General features: G+C 73.0%; 13 protein-coding genes. All 13 read right to left on the minus strand.

Going from position 1 to position 15038, the window contains the following annotated elements; translation table 11 throughout:
- Positions 1 to 422: 422 nt before the first annotated feature.
- The 13 genes from M3673_RS00005 to pheS all read right to left on the minus strand — a co-directional run bounded on the left by M3673_RS00005 (position 423) and on the right by pheS (position 14999).
- A complete protein-coding gene (locus tag M3673_RS00005) occupies positions 423 to 1028 on the minus strand; it encodes a DNA-3-methyladenine glycosylase (protein WP_251530670.1) in 606 nt (201 codons plus the stop codon).
- 10 nt (positions 1029 to 1038) lie between these two features.
- Positions 1039 to 2466 carry an argininosuccinate lyase gene (gene argH / locus M3673_RS00010; protein ID WP_251530672.1) on the minus strand — a complete coding sequence of 476 codons (1428 nt, stop codon included), beginning with the start codon at positions 2464 to 2466 and terminating at the stop codon, positions 1039 to 1041.
- Positions 2463 to 2933, minus strand: coding sequence for an NUDIX hydrolase (locus M3673_RS00015; RefSeq protein WP_193666478.1), 471 nt, complete (start codon positions 2931 to 2933; stop codon positions 2463 to 2465). The genes argH and M3673_RS00015 overlap by 4 nt, the downstream gene beginning before the upstream one ends.
- Positions 2933 to 4366 (minus strand): argininosuccinate synthase, encoded by a 1434-nt coding sequence (argG, locus tag M3673_RS00020; protein ID WP_056862825.1) that lies wholly within the window; start codon positions 4364 to 4366, stop codon positions 2933 to 2935. Before argG ends, M3673_RS00015 begins: the two co-directional genes overlap by 1 nt.
- A 105-nt stretch (positions 4367 to 4471) precedes the next feature.
- On the minus strand, positions 4472 to 4999 hold the full coding sequence (locus M3673_RS00025) for an arginine repressor (protein ID WP_056862824.1): 528 nt from the start codon (positions 4997 to 4999) through the stop codon (positions 4472 to 4474).
- A gap of 5 nt (positions 5000 to 5004) precedes the next feature.
- A complete protein-coding gene (argF, locus tag M3673_RS00030) occupies positions 5005 to 5955 on the minus strand; it encodes an ornithine carbamoyltransferase (RefSeq protein ID WP_193666504.1) in 951 nt (316 codons plus the stop codon).
- A 44-nt stretch (positions 5956 to 5999) separates the two neighbouring features.
- Complete coding sequence (locus M3673_RS00035) at positions 6000 to 7175, minus strand: acetylornithine transaminase (protein WP_251530674.1); 1176 nt, start codon at positions 7173 to 7175, stop codon at positions 6000 to 6002.
- A complete protein-coding gene (gene argB, locus M3673_RS00040) occupies positions 7172 to 8113 on the minus strand; it encodes an acetylglutamate kinase (RefSeq protein ID WP_193666480.1) in 942 nt (313 codons plus the stop codon). Before argB ends, M3673_RS00035 begins: the two co-directional genes overlap by 4 nt.
- Positions 8110 to 9261 carry a bifunctional glutamate N-acetyltransferase/amino-acid acetyltransferase ArgJ gene (argJ, locus tag M3673_RS00045; RefSeq protein ID WP_251530675.1) on the minus strand — a complete coding sequence of 384 codons (1152 nt, stop codon included), beginning with the start codon at positions 9259 to 9261 and terminating at the stop codon, positions 8110 to 8112. The genes argB and argJ overlap by 4 nt, the downstream gene beginning before the upstream one ends.
- Positions 9258 to 9869 (minus strand): ACT domain-containing protein, encoded by a 612-nt coding sequence (locus M3673_RS19460; protein ID WP_251530677.1) that lies wholly within the window; start codon positions 9867 to 9869, stop codon positions 9258 to 9260. The genes argJ and M3673_RS19460 overlap by 4 nt, the downstream gene beginning before the upstream one ends.
- Complete coding sequence (gene argC / locus M3673_RS00055) at positions 9866 to 10903, minus strand: N-acetyl-gamma-glutamyl-phosphate reductase (RefSeq protein WP_156697730.1); 1038 nt, start codon at positions 10901 to 10903, stop codon at positions 9866 to 9868. Before argC ends, M3673_RS19460 begins: the two co-directional genes overlap by 4 nt.
- Positions 10904 to 11376: 473 nt before the next feature.
- The gene (pheT, locus tag M3673_RS00060; RefSeq protein ID WP_251530679.1) at positions 11377 to 13872 is read right to left on the minus strand and encodes a phenylalanine--tRNA ligase subunit beta; all 2496 of its coding nucleotides are present in this window, start codon (positions 13870 to 13872) and stop codon (positions 11377 to 11379) included.
- Positions 13872 to 14999: a phenylalanine--tRNA ligase subunit alpha gene (gene pheS, locus M3673_RS00065; RefSeq protein ID WP_251530681.1), complete on the minus strand. Its 1128-nt coding sequence runs from the start codon at positions 14997 to 14999 to the stop codon at positions 13872 to 13874. The genes pheT and pheS overlap by 1 nt, the downstream gene beginning before the upstream one ends.
- Positions 15000 to 15038: the final 39 nt, after the last annotated feature.

Raw genomic sequence — 15038 nt, forward strand, 5'->3', positions numbered from 1 at the left:
CGTTGAAAAACAACACCCCACACCCACAAAGGACGCGAGGAAAAAGAGATGCCTGACAAGAACAAAACCCTGACATGATGTCAGAATCATTGTCTTACCAAAGAAACCATCAACCAACCCCCAAAAAAGGAGATCAGCCAACGGGGCATAACAAACTAATTCGTCGACTATGACACACTGTTGAGTTCTCAAGAATCAGACGCACACCGTCCTGCGACCTTGCGGTCGAAGCGGCGGGGCAACCTGCAGAAACTTACCGGTCCGACCTCAGCGCGTCAACTCCGTCGGAGTGACTCCCTGCCGTACGATCCGGCCGCCGCACGTGCGTCAACCACTCGGGTGACCTCTCGGTCCGAGTGGCAGCTGCTCGCTGCGACAGGAAGAACGTTACACACGTGTTGCGGGCAGGCCAAATCAGGGCGTCAACACCCCAACGGGGGTGCCTTGCGGTAGGCGCTGACGGTCGGCTCGTCCGCGATCCAGAAGCGCCACGGCCGCTCGGCGTCGCCCCGGAGCCCCACCCGTGGCCCCCGCTCCACGGACGTGACCAGCTCCCCCGGCTGCAGGGTGACGGTGCTCGGGGTCAGGAGATCCGTGCCGTCGAGGTCGAGCCGCAGGCCGAGGGCCTGGCCGAGCCGCCCCGGCCCCCGGGCGAGGTCGCGGGCGACGCCGGTGCGCCGTCGGGACCGGGCCTCGTCGGCACCCGCCACGACCTCGCCGGCACGCAGCAGCACCGCACCGGGCGATCCCTCGGGACCGGTGACGACGTTGGCGCACACGTGCAGGCCGTAGGAGAGGTAGACGTAGAGCCGCCCGGCGGGGCCGAACATCGTGGCGTTGCGGCGGGTGGGACCGCGATGGGCGTGGGAGCCGGCGTCGTCGGCGCCGCCGTAGGCCTCGACCTCCGTGAGGCGGATCGACACCCCGGCGTGGGAGACCACGGCACCGAGCAGCAGCGGCGCGACGCGCTCCACCGGGCCGGCGAGCAGCGCCGCCAGGTCGTCGGGCCCGGGACGCGCGCCGCTCATGTGTGTCGGCTCAGGAGCCGAGCCGTGCGCGGTGCGCGGCCACGACCGCACCGAGCTCGTCGAGCTGCTCGCGCACCCGGACGGGCGCGGTGCCACCGCGACCGTCGCGGGAGGCGACGGAGCCCTCGGCGCTGAGCACGTCGCGCACCCCCGGGGTCAAGGCCGGCGAGATCGCCGCGAACTGCTCGTCGGTGAGCTCGTGCAGCTCCAGGCCCAGTTCCTCGCACCGGCGCACGCAGGCGCCCGCGAGCTCGTGGGCGACGCGGAACGGCACGTTCTGCCGCACCAGCCACTCGGCGACGTCGGTGGCGAGGGAGAACCCCTGGGGAGCGAGCTCAGCGAGCCGCTCACGGTCGAAGACGAGGGTCGCGACCATGCCGGTGAAGGCCGGGAGCAGCACCTCGAGGGTGTCGACGGAGTCGAAGACCGGCTCCTTGTCCTCCTGGAGGTCGCGGTTGTAGGCCAGGGGGAGAGCCTTCAGGGTGGCGAGCAGACCCGAGAGGTTGCCGACGAGCCGTCCGGCCTTGCCGCGGGCCAGCTCGGCGATGTCGGGGTTCTTCTTCTGCGGCATGATGCTCGAGCCCGTCGACCAGGAGTCGTGCAGCGTCACGAAGCCGAACTCCCGGGTCGACCAGAGGATGACCTCCTCGGCCAGGCGGCTGACGTCGACCCCGATCTGGGCGCACACGAAGGCGAACTCGGCCACGAAGTCGCGCGCGGCGGTGCCGTCGATGGAGTTGGCGCTGGAGCCGGTGAACCCGAGCTCGGCGCTCACGCCCACCGGGTCGAGCCCCAGGCTCTGGCCCGCGAGAGCGCCGGAGCCGTACGGCGAGTCGGCCGCGACACGGGCGTCCCAGTCGAGGAACCGGTCGACGTCGCGCAGCAGGGGCCAGGCGTGGGCCATCAGGTGGTGGGCCAGCAGCACCGGCTGCGCGTGCTGCAGGTGGGTGCGGCCGGGCATGACGGTGGGCGTGCCCGCCAGGTGGTCGGAGGCCTGGGCCGCCAGCACGCCCACGAGGTCAAGCACCTGCCCGACCACCACGCGGCAGTGGTCACGCAGGAAGACCTTGAAGAGCGTCGCGATCTGGTCGTTGCGGCTGCGACCCGCCCGCAGTCGCCCGCCGACGTCGGGTCCGACCTCCTCGAGCAGCAGCCGCTCGAGGGCGCCGTGCACGTCCTCGTCGGAGTCGTCTGGCCGCAGGGTGCCGGCGGCGTACCGCTCCCCCAGCGCGTCGAGGCCGCGCAACAGCTCGGCGTGGTCGGCCTCGGTGAGCAGGCCGGCGCGGTGCAGCGCGTTGGCGTGGGCGCGCGACCCGGCGAGGTCGTAGGGCGTGAGTCGCCAGTCGAAGTGGGTGGAGCGCGACAGCGCCTCCAGCTCCGGCGACGGGCCGCCGGCGAAGCGGCCTCCCCACAGCTTGCCGGTGTTCGTGGTGCTCACTGGTCTCCTCCCAGGACGGCCCGGACGGCCGCGGTCATGATGTCGCACAGGTCGGGCGAGACGAGCCGGCCGTCGTCGGCCAGGTCGTCGGGGGTCCACCAGCGCGCCTCGAGGACGACCCCCACCTCGGCCTCCTCGAGGTGGTCGAAGACGACCTCCTGCGCCCGGTCGAGGGCGAGGGCGAAGAAGGTCGCGTCGCCCCGGTAGGTCGTGCCGCGCCAGGAGAAGTCCTGCACCTGGTGGTGGAAGGGCCCCACCAGGTCGGCCGCCCCCGCCCGGACCCCGGTCTCCTCGTGCAGCTCGCGCAGGGCGGCGTCGACGAGGGACTCCCCCTCGTCGACGCCACCGCCGACGGTGCCCCAGCGCGGAGCGTCGGGACGCTCGGGGTCGTGGTCGAGCAGCAGCAGGACCTCGCCAGTGGCGCTGACCGGCACCACCCGGGCGCTGCGGCGCAGGATCGGCTCCATCAGTCGGTGCCGAACTCCATGGCCGCATGGTCGAGCGCCTCGTCGTCGATGTCGCCCTCGCCGGCCGGGCGCGTGGCGATGCGCTTCGCACCGCCCGGCTCCAGCTCACCGAAGAGGGTGCCGTTCTCGACCAGCACCTGGCCCTGGTCGAGCGGCTGGGTGGCGTAGAGCTCGAGCTTGGCGCGCGAGTCGGCGATGTCGAGGTTGCGCATCGTGAGCTGGCCGATGCGGTCGGTGGGCCCGAACGCGGCGTTCTCGGTGCGCTCCATGGACAGCTTGTCGGGGTGGTAGGAGAAGGCCGGCCCGTCGGTGCGCAGGACGGTGTAGTCCTCGCCGCGCCGCAGGCGCAGCGTGACCTCGCCGGTGACCAGCGAGGCGATCCAGCGCTGGATCGACTCCCTCAGCATGAGCGCCTGGGGGTCCAGCCAGCGGCCCTCGTAGAGCAGCCGGCCGAGGCGGCGGCCCTCGTTGTGGTAGCTGGCGACCGTGTCCTCGTTGTGGATCGCGTTGAGCAGGCGCTCGTAGGCGATCCACAGCAGCGCCATGCCCGGGGCCTCGTAGATGCCGCGCGACTTGGCCTCGATGATGCGGTTCTCGATCTGGTCCGACATGCCCAGCCCGTGACGCCCGCCCACGGTGTTGGCCTCGTGCACCAGAGCCACGGGGTCGGCGAAGGTCTGGCCGTTGATCGCCACGGGGCGGCCCTGGTCGAAGCGGATCGTGACGTCCTCGGTGGCGATGTCGACCGCGGGGTCCCAGAACTTCACGCCCATGATCGGCTCGACCAGCTCGAGGGAGGCGTCGAGGTGCTCGAGCACCTTGGCCTCGTGGGTGGCGCCCCAGATGTTGGCGTCGGTGGAGTAGGCCTTCTCGGCGCTGTCGCGGTACGGCAGACCGTGCTCGGTCAGCCACTGGCTCATCTCGGCGCGACCGCCCAGCTCGTGCACGAAGTCGGCGTCGAGCCAGGGCTTGTAGATGCGCAGGGCGGGGTTGGCCAGCAGCCCGTAGCGGTAGAACCGCTCGATGTCGTTGCCCTTGAAGGTCGACCCGTCGCCCCAGATGTCGACGCCGTCCTCGTGCATGGCTCGCACCAGCATCGTGCCGGTGACGGCGCGGCCGAGCGGGGTGGTGTTGAAGTAGGTGCGGCCGCCGGAGCGGATGTGGAACGCACCGCAGGCGATGGCGGCGAAGCCCTCCTCGACCAGCTGGGTGCGGCAGTCGACGGCGCGGGCGATCTCGGCGCCGTACTGCAGGGCGCGGTCGGGCACCCCGGAGATGTCGGGCTCGTCGTACTGCCCGATGTCGGCGGTGTAGGTGCAGGGCACCGCACCCTTGTCGCGCATCCACGCGACGGCGACGGAGGTGTCGAGGCCGCCGGAGAACGCGATGCCGACGCGCTCGCCCTTCGGCAGGGTGGTGAGGACCTTGCTCACGGTGGGGCTCCTTGGGGATCGGGACGGAAGTCTGGTGGGGCGGCGCACGCTCCGAGCGGGGCGGGGCGCCGCGGCGTCAGGACGTGCGGGGAGGTGCGACGGGGGTCAGGGCGCCGGCGGGACGTGGGTCTCGGCCAGCGCCAGGAATCGTCGGGCCAGGTCGTCGCCGCCCGCGGGGTCGCGACCGATGACCAGGACGGTGTCGTCACCGGCGATGGTGCCGAGGATGTCGGGGAAGTCGGCCTTGTCGAAGGCGCTGCCGAGGAACTGCGCCGCGCCGGGCGGGGTGCGCAGCACCACGAGGTTGGCGCTCGCGTCGGCGCTCACGAGGAGCTCCGCGCACAGCCGGGCCAGTCGCGCGCGGGCAGCGGCGGAGTCGGCCGGCGGGGCCGGGCGACGGTCGCCGCCCTCACCGGGCACGGCGTAGACCAGCGCACCGGAGGCGGCGCGCACCTTGACGGCGTCGAGCTCGACCAGGTCGCGCGAGAGCGTGGCCTGGGTGACCCGGACACCGCTCTCGGCCAGCAGCACGGCGAGCTCGCCCTGCGAGTGGACCTCCTGGGTGGAGACCAGCTCGACGATCAGCTGGTGGCGCGCGTTCTTGGTCGCGGGCCGCAGGACCGACTCGGTCATCAGGCTCACCTCTCCCCCGCCGTCGGGTCCTGCGCGAGCGAGGGGTCGAGCAGGAAGGCCAGGACGGCTTTCTGGGCGTGGCGCCGGTTCTCCGCCTCGTCCCAGACCACGCTCTGCGGTCCCTCGAGCACCTCGGCGTCGATCTCCTTGCCGCGGTAGGCCGGCAGGCAGTGCAGCGCCACGGCGTCGGGTCGCGCGTGGGCCAGGAGCCGCGTCGTCAGCGACCACGGCGCGAACACCGCCGCCCTCGCCTCGGCCTCCTCCTCCTTGCCCATCGAGACCCAGGTGTCGGTGACCACGACGTCGGCGCCGGTGACCGCGGCCACCGGGTCGGCGACCGCCGCCACCGAGCCGCCGGTGCCGGCGGCGATCTCGGCGGCCCGCGCGAACATCGCCTCGTCGGGCAGGTAGCCCTCCGGGGCGCTGACACGCACGTGCATGCCGGCGGTGGCCCCGGCCAGCAGCCAGGAGTTGCCCATGTTGCACGCCGCGTCGCCGACGAAGGCGGCCGTCAGGCCGGCGAGGTCGCCCTTGTGCTCGCGCACCGTCAGCAGGTCGGCCACCAGCTGGCAGGGGTGGAACTCGTCGGTGAGGGCGTTGACGACCGGCACGCCGGCGTGGGCGGCCATCGTGTCGAGGTCGGACTGGTGGAAGGTGCGCCACACGACGGCGGCCACCTGGCGACCGAGCACCCGCGCGACGTCCTCGACCGACTCGCGCACGCCGATGCCGGCCAGCCTGCCCTCGACGACCATGGGGAACCCGCCGAGTTCGGCGATGCCGGCCGAGAACGAGGTCTGGGTGCGCAGCGTCGGCTTGTCGAAGATCATCGCCACCGACCGGGGACCGGCCAGGGGGCGCTGCTGGTGCGGGGAGGCCTTGAGCTCGGCGGCGAGGTCGAGCACGCGGGACTGCTCGGCCGGCGACAGGTCGTCGTCGCGCAGGAAGTGCCGCAGGGCCACCGCGGGAGGCAGGACCGCTCCGGTGGGGGCCGGGGCGCTCACGAGACGCCCGCGTCGTCGAGGATCCGCGGCCACGCCGCGAGGAAGGCGTCGACGTCGGCGGTGCCCAGCACGAGCGGCGGGGCGAGCCGGATCCGACGAGGCGTGGGGTTGTTGACGATGTAGCCGTGGGCCATCGCGGCCGCGGTGACCTCGGCGGCGTGCTCCGAGACCAGGTCGAGGCCGATCAGCAGTCCCTCACCCCTGACCTCCGTCACCCGCGGGTCGGCGATCAGACCGGCGCGCAGCCGGTCACCCGCCTCGACGGCGTGGGCCAGCAGGCCCTCGGACTCGATGGTGCGCACGACGGCCAGCGCGGCGGCGCAGGCCACCGGGTTGCCGCCGAAGGTCGTGCCGTGGTTGCCGGGGTCGAAGAGGTCCGCGGCACGGCCCAGTCCGAGGACCGCGCCGATGGGGAAGCCCCCGCCCAGGCCCTTGGCCAGCGTGATCACGTCGGGCACCACGCCGGAGGGCAGGTGGGCGTACCAGGAGCCGGTGCGGCCCATGCCCGACTGGACCTCGTCGAACCACAGCAGCGCGCCGTGCTCGTCGGCGACGCGCCGCGCCGCGGCGAGGTAGCCCTCGGGCGCGACCACGACACCGGCCTCGCCCTGGATCGGCTCGAGCAGGACCGCGGCGGTGTCGTCGGTGACGGCGGCGGCCAGCGCCGCCTCGTCGCCGTACGGCACGAACTCGACGTGGCCCGGCAGCGGCTCGAAGGGAGCGCGGTAGGCCTGCTTCGAGGTCAGGGCGAGCGCGCCCATGGTGCGGCCGTGGAAGCCGCCCTCGGCGACCACCACGTGGGTGCGCCCGGTGCGGCGGGTCAGCTTGAAGGCGGCCTCGTTGGCCTCCGCGCCGGAGTTGGCGAAGAAGGCCTTGCCGTCGGCGCCCGCGAACGCCAGGAGACGCTCGGCCAGCTCGACCTGGGGGGCGCTGGTGAAGAAGTTGGAGATGTGGCCCAGCGTCGACAGCTGCGTCGTGACCGCCTCGACCAGCGCGGGGTGGGCGTGGCCCAGGGCGTTGACGGCGATGCCGCCGAGCAGGTCGACGTACTCCTTGCCGTCGGCGTCCCACACGTGCGCACCCTTCCCGCGCGTCAGCACGAGCTTGGGCGGGCCGAAGGTGTTCATCAGCGAGTCGGCGTAGCGCTCCTGCAGCGCCTGCTGCTCGGTCATGGCTGGGTCTCCCGGGCCTTGCGAGTCTTGGTCTCGACGCCGGGCAGCACCTGCGTGCCGACGCCCTCCTTGGTGAACAGCTCCAGCAGCACGGCGTGCGGCTCGCGCCCGTCGACGACGGTGGCGCGCGGCACCCCGCCCTCGACCGCCAGCAGGCACGCGCCCATCTTCGGGACCATGCCGCTGGCCAGCGAGGGGATGACCTCGGCCAGGGACTCGGGGCTGATCTCGCCCACGACGTCCTCGGAGTCGGGCCAGTCGAGGAAGAGCCCCTCGACGTCGGTCAGCACGAGCAGCTTCTCCGCCTTCAGCGCCACGGCCAGGGCGGCGGCCGCGGAGTCGGCGTTGACGTTGTGGACGGTGCCGTCCTCGTCGGGGGCCACCGAGGAGACCACCGGGATGCGGCCGGCCTCGATGAGGTCGAGCACCGACTCCGGACGCACGCGGGTCACCTCGCCGACCAGGCCGAGGTCGACCTCCTCGCCGTCGACGACCGTGCCGGTGGCGGTGGCGGTGAACAGCCCGGCGTCCTCGCCGGAGCAGCCCACGGCCAGCGGGCCGTGCTCGTTGATGAGGCCCACCAGCTCGCGCTGGACCTGCCCCACCAGCACCATGCGCACGACGTCCATCGCCTCCGGCGTGGTCACGCGCAGGCCGCCGCGGAACTCCGACTCGATGCCGAGGCGGTCGAGCATGCTGGAGATCTGCGGCCCGCCGCCGTGCACGACGACGGGTCGGAAGCCGGCGAAGCGCAGGAAGGCGATGTCCTCGGCGAAGGCCCGCTTGAGGGAGTCGTCGGTCATGGCGTTGCCGCCGTACTTCACGACCACGATCTTGCCGTGGTACTGCTTCAGCCAGGGCAGGGCGGCGGCGAGCGTGCGGGCCTTGGCCTGGTCGGGCTTGCCGACGGTGAATTCTCCGGTGCTGGAATCGTTCATGATGAGTAGGCGCTGTTCTCGTGGACGTAGGCGTGGGTGAGGTCGTTGGTCCAGACGGTGGCCCGCTCGGAGCCCGCCTTGAGGTCGATGGTCACGCTGACCTCGCGGCCGGTGAGGTCGACGGTCTCGGGGTCGGCGTGCGGGGTGGAGCGCTGGCAGACCCAGACGCCGTTCATGGCGACGTCGAGGTCGGCGGGGTCGAAGGCCGCCTGCGTGGTGCCGATGCTGGCGAGCACGCGGCCCCAGTTGGGGTCGTTGCCGAAGATCGCGGCCTTGAAGAGGTTGCTGCGGGCCACGCTGCGCCCGACCTCGACGGCGTCCTCCTCGGAGGCGGCGTTGAGGGTCGTGATCGCGATCTCGTGGTCGGCGCCCTCGGCGTCCTTGAGCAGCTGCATCGCCAGGTCGGTGCACGCCTGGGTCAGGGCGTCGGTGAAGTCGTCGACCGAGGGCGTGATGCCGCTGGCGCCGCTGGCCATCACCGTGACGGTGTCGTTGGTCGACATGCAGCCGTCGGAGTCGAGCCGGTCGAAGGAGACCCGGGTCGCCGCGCGCAGCGAGGTGTCGAGGTCGGCGGCGGGCACGACGGCGTCGGTGGTGAGCACGACGAGCATCGTGGCCAGCTGCGGCGCCAGCATGCCGGCGCCCTTGGCCATGCCGCCGACCGACCAGCCCGCGCCCTCGACCACGACCTGCTTGCTCACCGAGTCGGTGGTCATGATCGCGTGGGCGGCCTGGTCGCCGCCGTCGGCGGAGAGAGCGGCGTGGGCGGCGTCGACGCCCGCGAGGACCTGCTCGCGGTCGTTGGTCAGGCCGATCAGACCCGTCGAGCAGACGACGACGTCGAGCGCCCCGATGCCGAGGTGGTCGGCGACGCGCTCGGCGACCGCGTGGGTGGTCTGGAAGCCCTCGGGGCCGGTGTAGCAGTTGGCGCCGCCGGAGTTGAGGACGACCGCGCGCACGGTGCCGTCCTTGACGACCTCCTGGCTCCACAGCACCGGGTTGGCCTTGCAGCGGTTGGCGGTGAAGACGGTGGCGGAGTCGTGGGAGGGTCCCTGGTTGACCACCAGGGCGACGTCCTTGCCGCCGGAGGCCTTCAGGCCGGCCTCGACGCCGGCGGCGACGAAGCCGGCGGGGGTGGTGACGCTCATCTCTTCCTCTTCTCGCTGCTGCTGGAGCCGGAACGCCGGTCCGGCTGCTGGTCGGACTGCGGATCCTTGCGGGAGCGACCGGTCGTGCGCGGGGGCTTGTCGGTGCCGTTGCCGGCGCGCGGCTCGCGCTCGCGCGGTGCCCGTGACGCGCCGACGGGCACCGCGGGTCGCACCGTGTGGCCGTGACGGCGCCAGGCCTCGGTGGCGCGCTCGGTGGCGCCCGAGGGCACCAGCACCCAGTCGGTCTCGAAGGTGGAGATCGAGAAGACGCTGATCTGCTCCTCGGCCAGCGGCACCAGCAGCGCGGCCAGCACCCCGGTCGCCTCGGTCGGGATCGGCCCCTGCACCGAGAAGGCGACCAGGCCCTTGTGGGCGACCTGCTTGGTGGGCACGTTGCGGCCCGCGCAGATCAGCGTGGTCTCGGTGGCGGTCGCCGTGACGGAGAACAGCGACGACGACTCCGCCCAGCTCGGCACCTCGGCGCCGACCGGGAGCTTCACCAGCGCGAGCTTCTCGGGGAACTGCTGCAGCACGTACGACACCGTGCCGCCCGACGCGGCGGGGCCGTCCTCGTGGGTGCCGGTCTCCGCCGGCTGATCGACGCTCACGGCGCGATCCCGACGGCGGTGAGGCCGGTGGTCTCGTCGATGCCGAGCGCGATGTTCATGCACTGCACCGCCGCACCGCCGGTGCCCTTGGCGAGGTTGTCGACCGCACCGACCGCCACCAGGCGGCCGGCGGCCTCGTCGACGGTGACCTGCACGTGCACCGCGTTGGAGCCCGTCACCGACTTGGTCTGGGGCCACAGGCCCGCGGGCAGCAGGTGCACGAACGGCTCGTCGGCGTAGGCCTCGGCGTAGACGTCGTAGGCCTCCTCCGCGCTGACCGGATCGACCAGCGGGGCCGAGCAGGTGGCCAGGATGCCCCGTGGCATCGGCACCAGCAGCGGGGTGAAGCTGACGCTGACCGTGCCCTCGACGAGGCGCGAGAGGTTCTGGGTGATCTCGGGGGTGTGACGGTGGGTGCCGCCGACGCCGTAGGCGCTGGCGTTGCCCATCACCTCGCTGCCCAGCAGGTTGGTCTTGGCCGCCTTGCCGGCGCCGCTCGTGCCGGAGGCCGCGACCACGACGACCTCGGGGTGCACCAGCCCTGCGGCGATGGCCGGGGCGAGGGTCAGCGAGGACACGGTGGGGTAGCAGCCCGGCACAGCGAAGCGCGTGCGGCCCTCGAGACGCTCGCGCTGGCCGGGGAGCTCGGGCAGGCCGTAGGGCCAGGTGCCGGCGTGGTCGCCGCCGTAGAACTGCGCCCAGGCGGCGGGGTCCTCGAGACGGAAGTCGGCGCCGCAGTCGATGACGATCGTGTCGTCACCGAGCTGGGCGGCGAGCTCGCCGGACTGGCCGTGGGGCAGGGCGAGGAAGACGACGTCGTGACCCGAGAGGACCTCGAGCGTCGTCTCCTCCAGCACCCGGTCGGCCAGCGGCACCAGGTGCGGCTGCAGCGCGCCCAGGGGCTGGCCCGCGTTGGAGGCACCGGTCAGGGCGCCGATCTCCACCTCGGGATGGCCCAGCAGCAGGCGCAGGACCTCTCCCCCGGCATAACCGCTGGCACCGGCGACAGCGACACGTCTCCTCGTCATGTGCATGACTATACAAGTCAATGCATGAGCATGTGCAAGTCGGTCGTCGACGTGACGCCTGCGTTGGTCGTAGCGACGCCGGAAGCGCCGCGCCCGCCGCGGGCCCGGTCGCACGCGGTGCGGGTCGCACGCGGTGCGGGGGGGGCGGGCGAAGCCGCTGACGGGCGAGCGGGCCGGGCGTCCGCAGCAGCCGCGCGAGAGGCGGCACGCGGCGGCGCGCAATTGCGCCGGTTGCGCACCCGACTCAGCCCCGCATCGGCACCAGCCACGCAAACCCACGCGACCACGCCAGCGACCCCACGCACTTGCGCCACTTGCGCACACCACCCAGCACCCCACCAGCACCAGCCGCGCAAACACACGCGACCACGCCAGCGACCCCACGCAATTGCGCCGGTTGCGCACGGGTGGGGTGTTGCGGTGGGGGCCCGGGGCGGGCGACCGCGGCTCCGCACGCAGGGTGCGGAGCCGCGGGGACCTCAGACGCGCTGGACGGCGCCGGTGCGCTCGACGGCCGCGTCGACGGCGGACTGTCGGGCCGCGACGATCTCGTCGTCGGTCAGCGTGCGGTCGGGGGCACGCAGGCGCAGGGCGAAGGCCAGCGACTTGCGTCCCTCGCCGAGCTGCTCGGAGCGGTAGACGTCGAAGAGCCGGATCGACTCCAGCAGCTCGCCGGCGCCCGCCACCAGGGCGGCCTCGACGTCGGCGGCCGTCACCGACTCCGCCACCACGAGGGCGACGTCCTCCTTGGCGAGCGGGAAGCCGGAGACCACCGGGCCCGGCACGACGTCGACCGCGTGGCGCAGGAGGGCGTCGAGGTCGACCTCGACCGCGGCGGAGCGTGCCGGGAGGTCGAAGGCCTTGCAGACCCGCGGGTGCAGCTCGCCGGCGTGGCCGACCACGACCCGGTCGTCACCGTCGCCGACGGCGACCTCGGCGCAGCGGCCCGGGTGCCAGGGCATCCGGGTGGCCGCGGCGACCTCCAGCCCGATGCCGAGCTCGGTCGCGACGCGGCGCAGCACGGCGAGAGCATCGGCCCAGCCGGCGTCGCGGCCCTCGCCCCACCAGCCGGCGCGCTCGCGCTCACCGGCCAGCACCACCGACAGGTGCTGCGGCTGGCGCGGGATGGCGTCGAGCAGGGCCTGCAGCTCGGCGTCGGAGGGGCGCTGCTCGACGCCGTAGATCGGGGCGGGGCCGCCGTCGACCGGGAAGGCCACCGTGCCGGTCTCGAAGAGGGCGACGCCGGCGGCCCCGCGCCCCAGGTTGCGGGCCGCGGCGCGCAGCAGGCCCGGCAGCAGCGTCGTGGTGTACGCCGGCTCCTCGGAGCTGATCGGGTTGGCCAGGCGCACCGTGCGGCGCAGCGGGTCCTCGGCCGGCAGCCCGAGCGCGTCGAACGTCGCCTCGCCGACGAACGGGAAGCTGATCGCCTCCACGCACCCGGCGCCCGCGAGCACCCGGCCCACCCGACGGCGCAGTCGCTGCTCGCGGGTCAGACCGCGCCCCGCGGCCTCGGTGGGCAGCACCGAGGGCACCTCGTCGTAGCCGACGATGCGGGCGACCTCCTCGACCAGGTCGAAGGGGTCGGTGACGTCGGGGCGCCAGGTCGGCGCCGTGACCGTGAGGGCCTCGCCGTCGACCTCGACCGTGCAGCCGACCGCGCGCAGGTGCGCGACCGTCGTCTCGGCGCTGATCGACATGCCGGTCACCCGCGCGGGGAGGTCGGCACGGGCGTGGACCACGGCCGGAGCGGGCGCCTGGCCGACCACGGTCACCCCCGTGTCGGCCCGGCCCCCGCCCAGGGCGGTGAGCAGCTCGACGGCGCGGTCGGCGGCCACCTCGGGCAGCCGCGGGTCGACGCCGCGCTCGTTGCGCTTGCCGGCCTCGGAGCTGATGCGGTGGCGCTTGCCGGAGCGGAAGACCGAGGTGGCGTCGAAGTGGGCCGACTCCACCACCACGTGGGTCGTCGAGGCCGACATCTCGGTGCGGGCGCCGCCCATGACGCCGGCGATGCCGATCGGGCCGGTCGCGTCGGCGATGAGCAGGTCCTCGGGCGAGAGCTCGCGGTCGGTGTCGTCGAGGGTGGTGATGCGCTCCCCCGGCTCGGCGCGACGCACGCGGATCGCCCCGTCGAGGGTGTCGCCGTCGTAGGCGTGCAGGGGCTGGCCCAGCTCGAGCATGACGTAGTTGGTCACGTCGACGCCGAGGGAGATCGAGCGCATGCCGGCCTGCTGGAGGCGGCGGACCATCCAGTCCGGCGTGGGGGCCGTGGCGTCGAAGCCGGTGACCGTGCGCGCCACGAAGAGCGGGCAGCCCGCGGCGTCGTCGACCACCACCGGGTGGCCGTGGTCGTCGGCGGGCGGCACGTCGCGCTCGGCGGGGTCGACGTAGGGCAGGTCGTAGGCCAGGGCCGCCTCACGGGCGATGCCGCGCAGCGACAGGGCGTAGGCACGGTCGGGGTTGATCTCGAACTCGATGACCTCCTCCCGCAGGCCGAGCAGGTCGAAGACGTCGTCGCCCGGCTCGCCGGCGTCGGCGGGCAGCACGATGATGCCGTCGTGCTCCTCGCCCAGCCCGAGCTCGGAGGAGGAGCAGATCATGCCGGCCGAGACGTGGCCGTAGGTCTTGCGCGCCGAGATCCGGAAGTCACCGGGCAGCACGCCGCCGGGCAGGACGGTGACGACGAGGTCGCCGGGGGCGAAGTTGTGGGCTCCGCAGACGATGCCCTGCGGCTCGCCGGTGCCGTTGGCGTCACCGACGTCGACGGTGCACCAGTTGATGGTCTTGCCGTTCTTCTGCGGCTCCGGCTCCATGGTGAGCACGCGGCCCACGACGAGCGGGCCGGTGATGCCGGCACCGGCGCGCTCCACGGCCTCGAGCTTGAGGCCCAGGGCGGTCAGGCGTGCGGTGAGGTCGTCGGTGGTGACGTCGGCGGGCAGGTCGACGAGCTCGCGGATCCACGAGACAGGGGCCTTCATCAGATCTCACTCCCGAACGCGGTGGTGAAGCGGACGTCGGCCTCGAAGAGCGCGCGCAGGTCCTCGATGCCGTGGCGGAACATCAGCATCCGGTCGATGCCGAAGCCGAACGCGAAGCCGGTGTAGCGCTCCGCGTCGATGCCGCAGGCGGTGAGCACCCGGGGGTTGACCACCCCGCAGCCGCCGAGCTCGATCCAGCCCTCGCCGCGGCACGTGCGGCAGGACGCGGCGTCGGCAGCGCCGTCGTCGCCCGTGGCGAGCCCCGTGCCGCGGCACACGAAGCAGACCATGTCCATCTCCGCCGACGGCTCGGTGAAGGGGAAGTACGACGGGCGGAAGCGCGTGGAGATCCCGGCGCCGAACAGCGAGGAGACCAGGTGGTCGAGGGTGCCCTTGAGGTGGGCCATGGTGATGCCCTCGTCGATGGCCAGGCCCTCGACCTGGTGGAAGACCGGGCTGTGGGTCGCGTCGTACTCGTCGGTGCGGAAGACGCGACCGGGGCAGGCGATGTAGATCGGCGGGGTGCGGGTCAGCATCGAGCGCGCCTGCACCGGCGAGGTGTGCGTGCGCAGGACGACGCCGTGGTCGGCCGGGTCGGCCCAGAAGGTGTCCTGCATCGTGCGCGCCGGGTGGTCGGGGCCGAGGTTGAGGGCGTCGAAGTTCAGCCACTCGGCCTCGAGCACCGGCCCCTCCGCGATCTCCCAGCCCATCGCGACGAAGATGTCGGCGATCAGCTCCGAGCCGGTGGTCACGGGGTGGCGGGCGCCGACCGGGAGCCGGTCGGTGGGCAGGGTGACGTCGACGGTCTCCTCGACGAGCATCCGCTCCTCGTGCTCGACCTCGAGCACCTGCTGGCGGCGTGCGAGCGCCTGGTTGACGGCACCGCGCGCCTGGCCGATGCGCTTGCCGGCCTCCTTGCGGGCCTGCGGGGGCAGCGCGCCGATCTCGCGGTTGGCCAGGGCGAGCGCCGAGCGGTCGCCCGCGTGCTCGAGCCGGGCCGCCTTGAGCTGCTCCAGGTCGGTCGCGGCCTCGATGGCCGCAACGGCGGCGTCGCGCGCCGCCTCGACCTCCTCGGACTTCAAGGGGGTGACCTCCACGGGGTCGAAGTCGGTGTTGGGACCGGACATGACTGCCTTTCCAGCGGGTGGCCGCGCACTCCGGCGCGC

The organism is Nocardioides sp. P86 (assembly GCF_023712465.1).
Lineage (GTDB): Bacteria > Actinomycetota > Actinomycetes > Propionibacteriales > Nocardioidaceae > Nocardioides > Nocardioides kribbensis.

Coding starts and splice junctions, on each gene's coding strand:
- argB (WP_193666480.1), bottom strand. CDS start 8,113: ATGAACGATTCCAGCACCGGAGAATTCACCGTCGGCAAGCCCGACCAG.
- M3673_RS00005 (WP_251530670.1), bottom strand. CDS start 1,028: ATGAGCGGCGCGCGTCCCGGGCCCGACGACCTGGCGGCGCTGCTCGCC.
- M3673_RS00035 (WP_251530674.1), bottom strand. CDS start 7,175: ATGACCGAGCAGCAGGCGCTGCAGGAGCGCTACGCCGACTCGCTGATG.
- M3673_RS00015 (WP_193666478.1), bottom strand. CDS start 2,933: ATGGAGCCGATCCTGCGCCGCAGCGCCCGGGTGGTGCCGGTCAGCGCC.
- M3673_RS00025 (WP_056862824.1), bottom strand. CDS start 4,999: ATGACCGAGTCGGTCCTGCGGCCCGCGACCAAGAACGCGCGCCACCAG.
- pheS (WP_251530681.1), bottom strand. CDS start 14,999: ATGTCCGGTCCCAACACCGACTTCGACCCCGTGGAGGTCACCCCCTTG.
- argC (WP_156697730.1), bottom strand. CDS start 10,903: ATGCACATGACGAGGAGACGTGTCGCTGTCGCCGGTGCCAGCGGTTAT.
- pheT (WP_251530679.1), bottom strand. CDS start 13,872: ATGAAGGCCCCTGTCTCGTGGATCCGCGAGCTCGTCGACCTGCCCGCC.
- argJ (WP_251530675.1), bottom strand. CDS start 9,261: ATGAGCGTCACCACCCCCGCCGGCTTCGTCGCCGCCGGCGTCGAGGCC.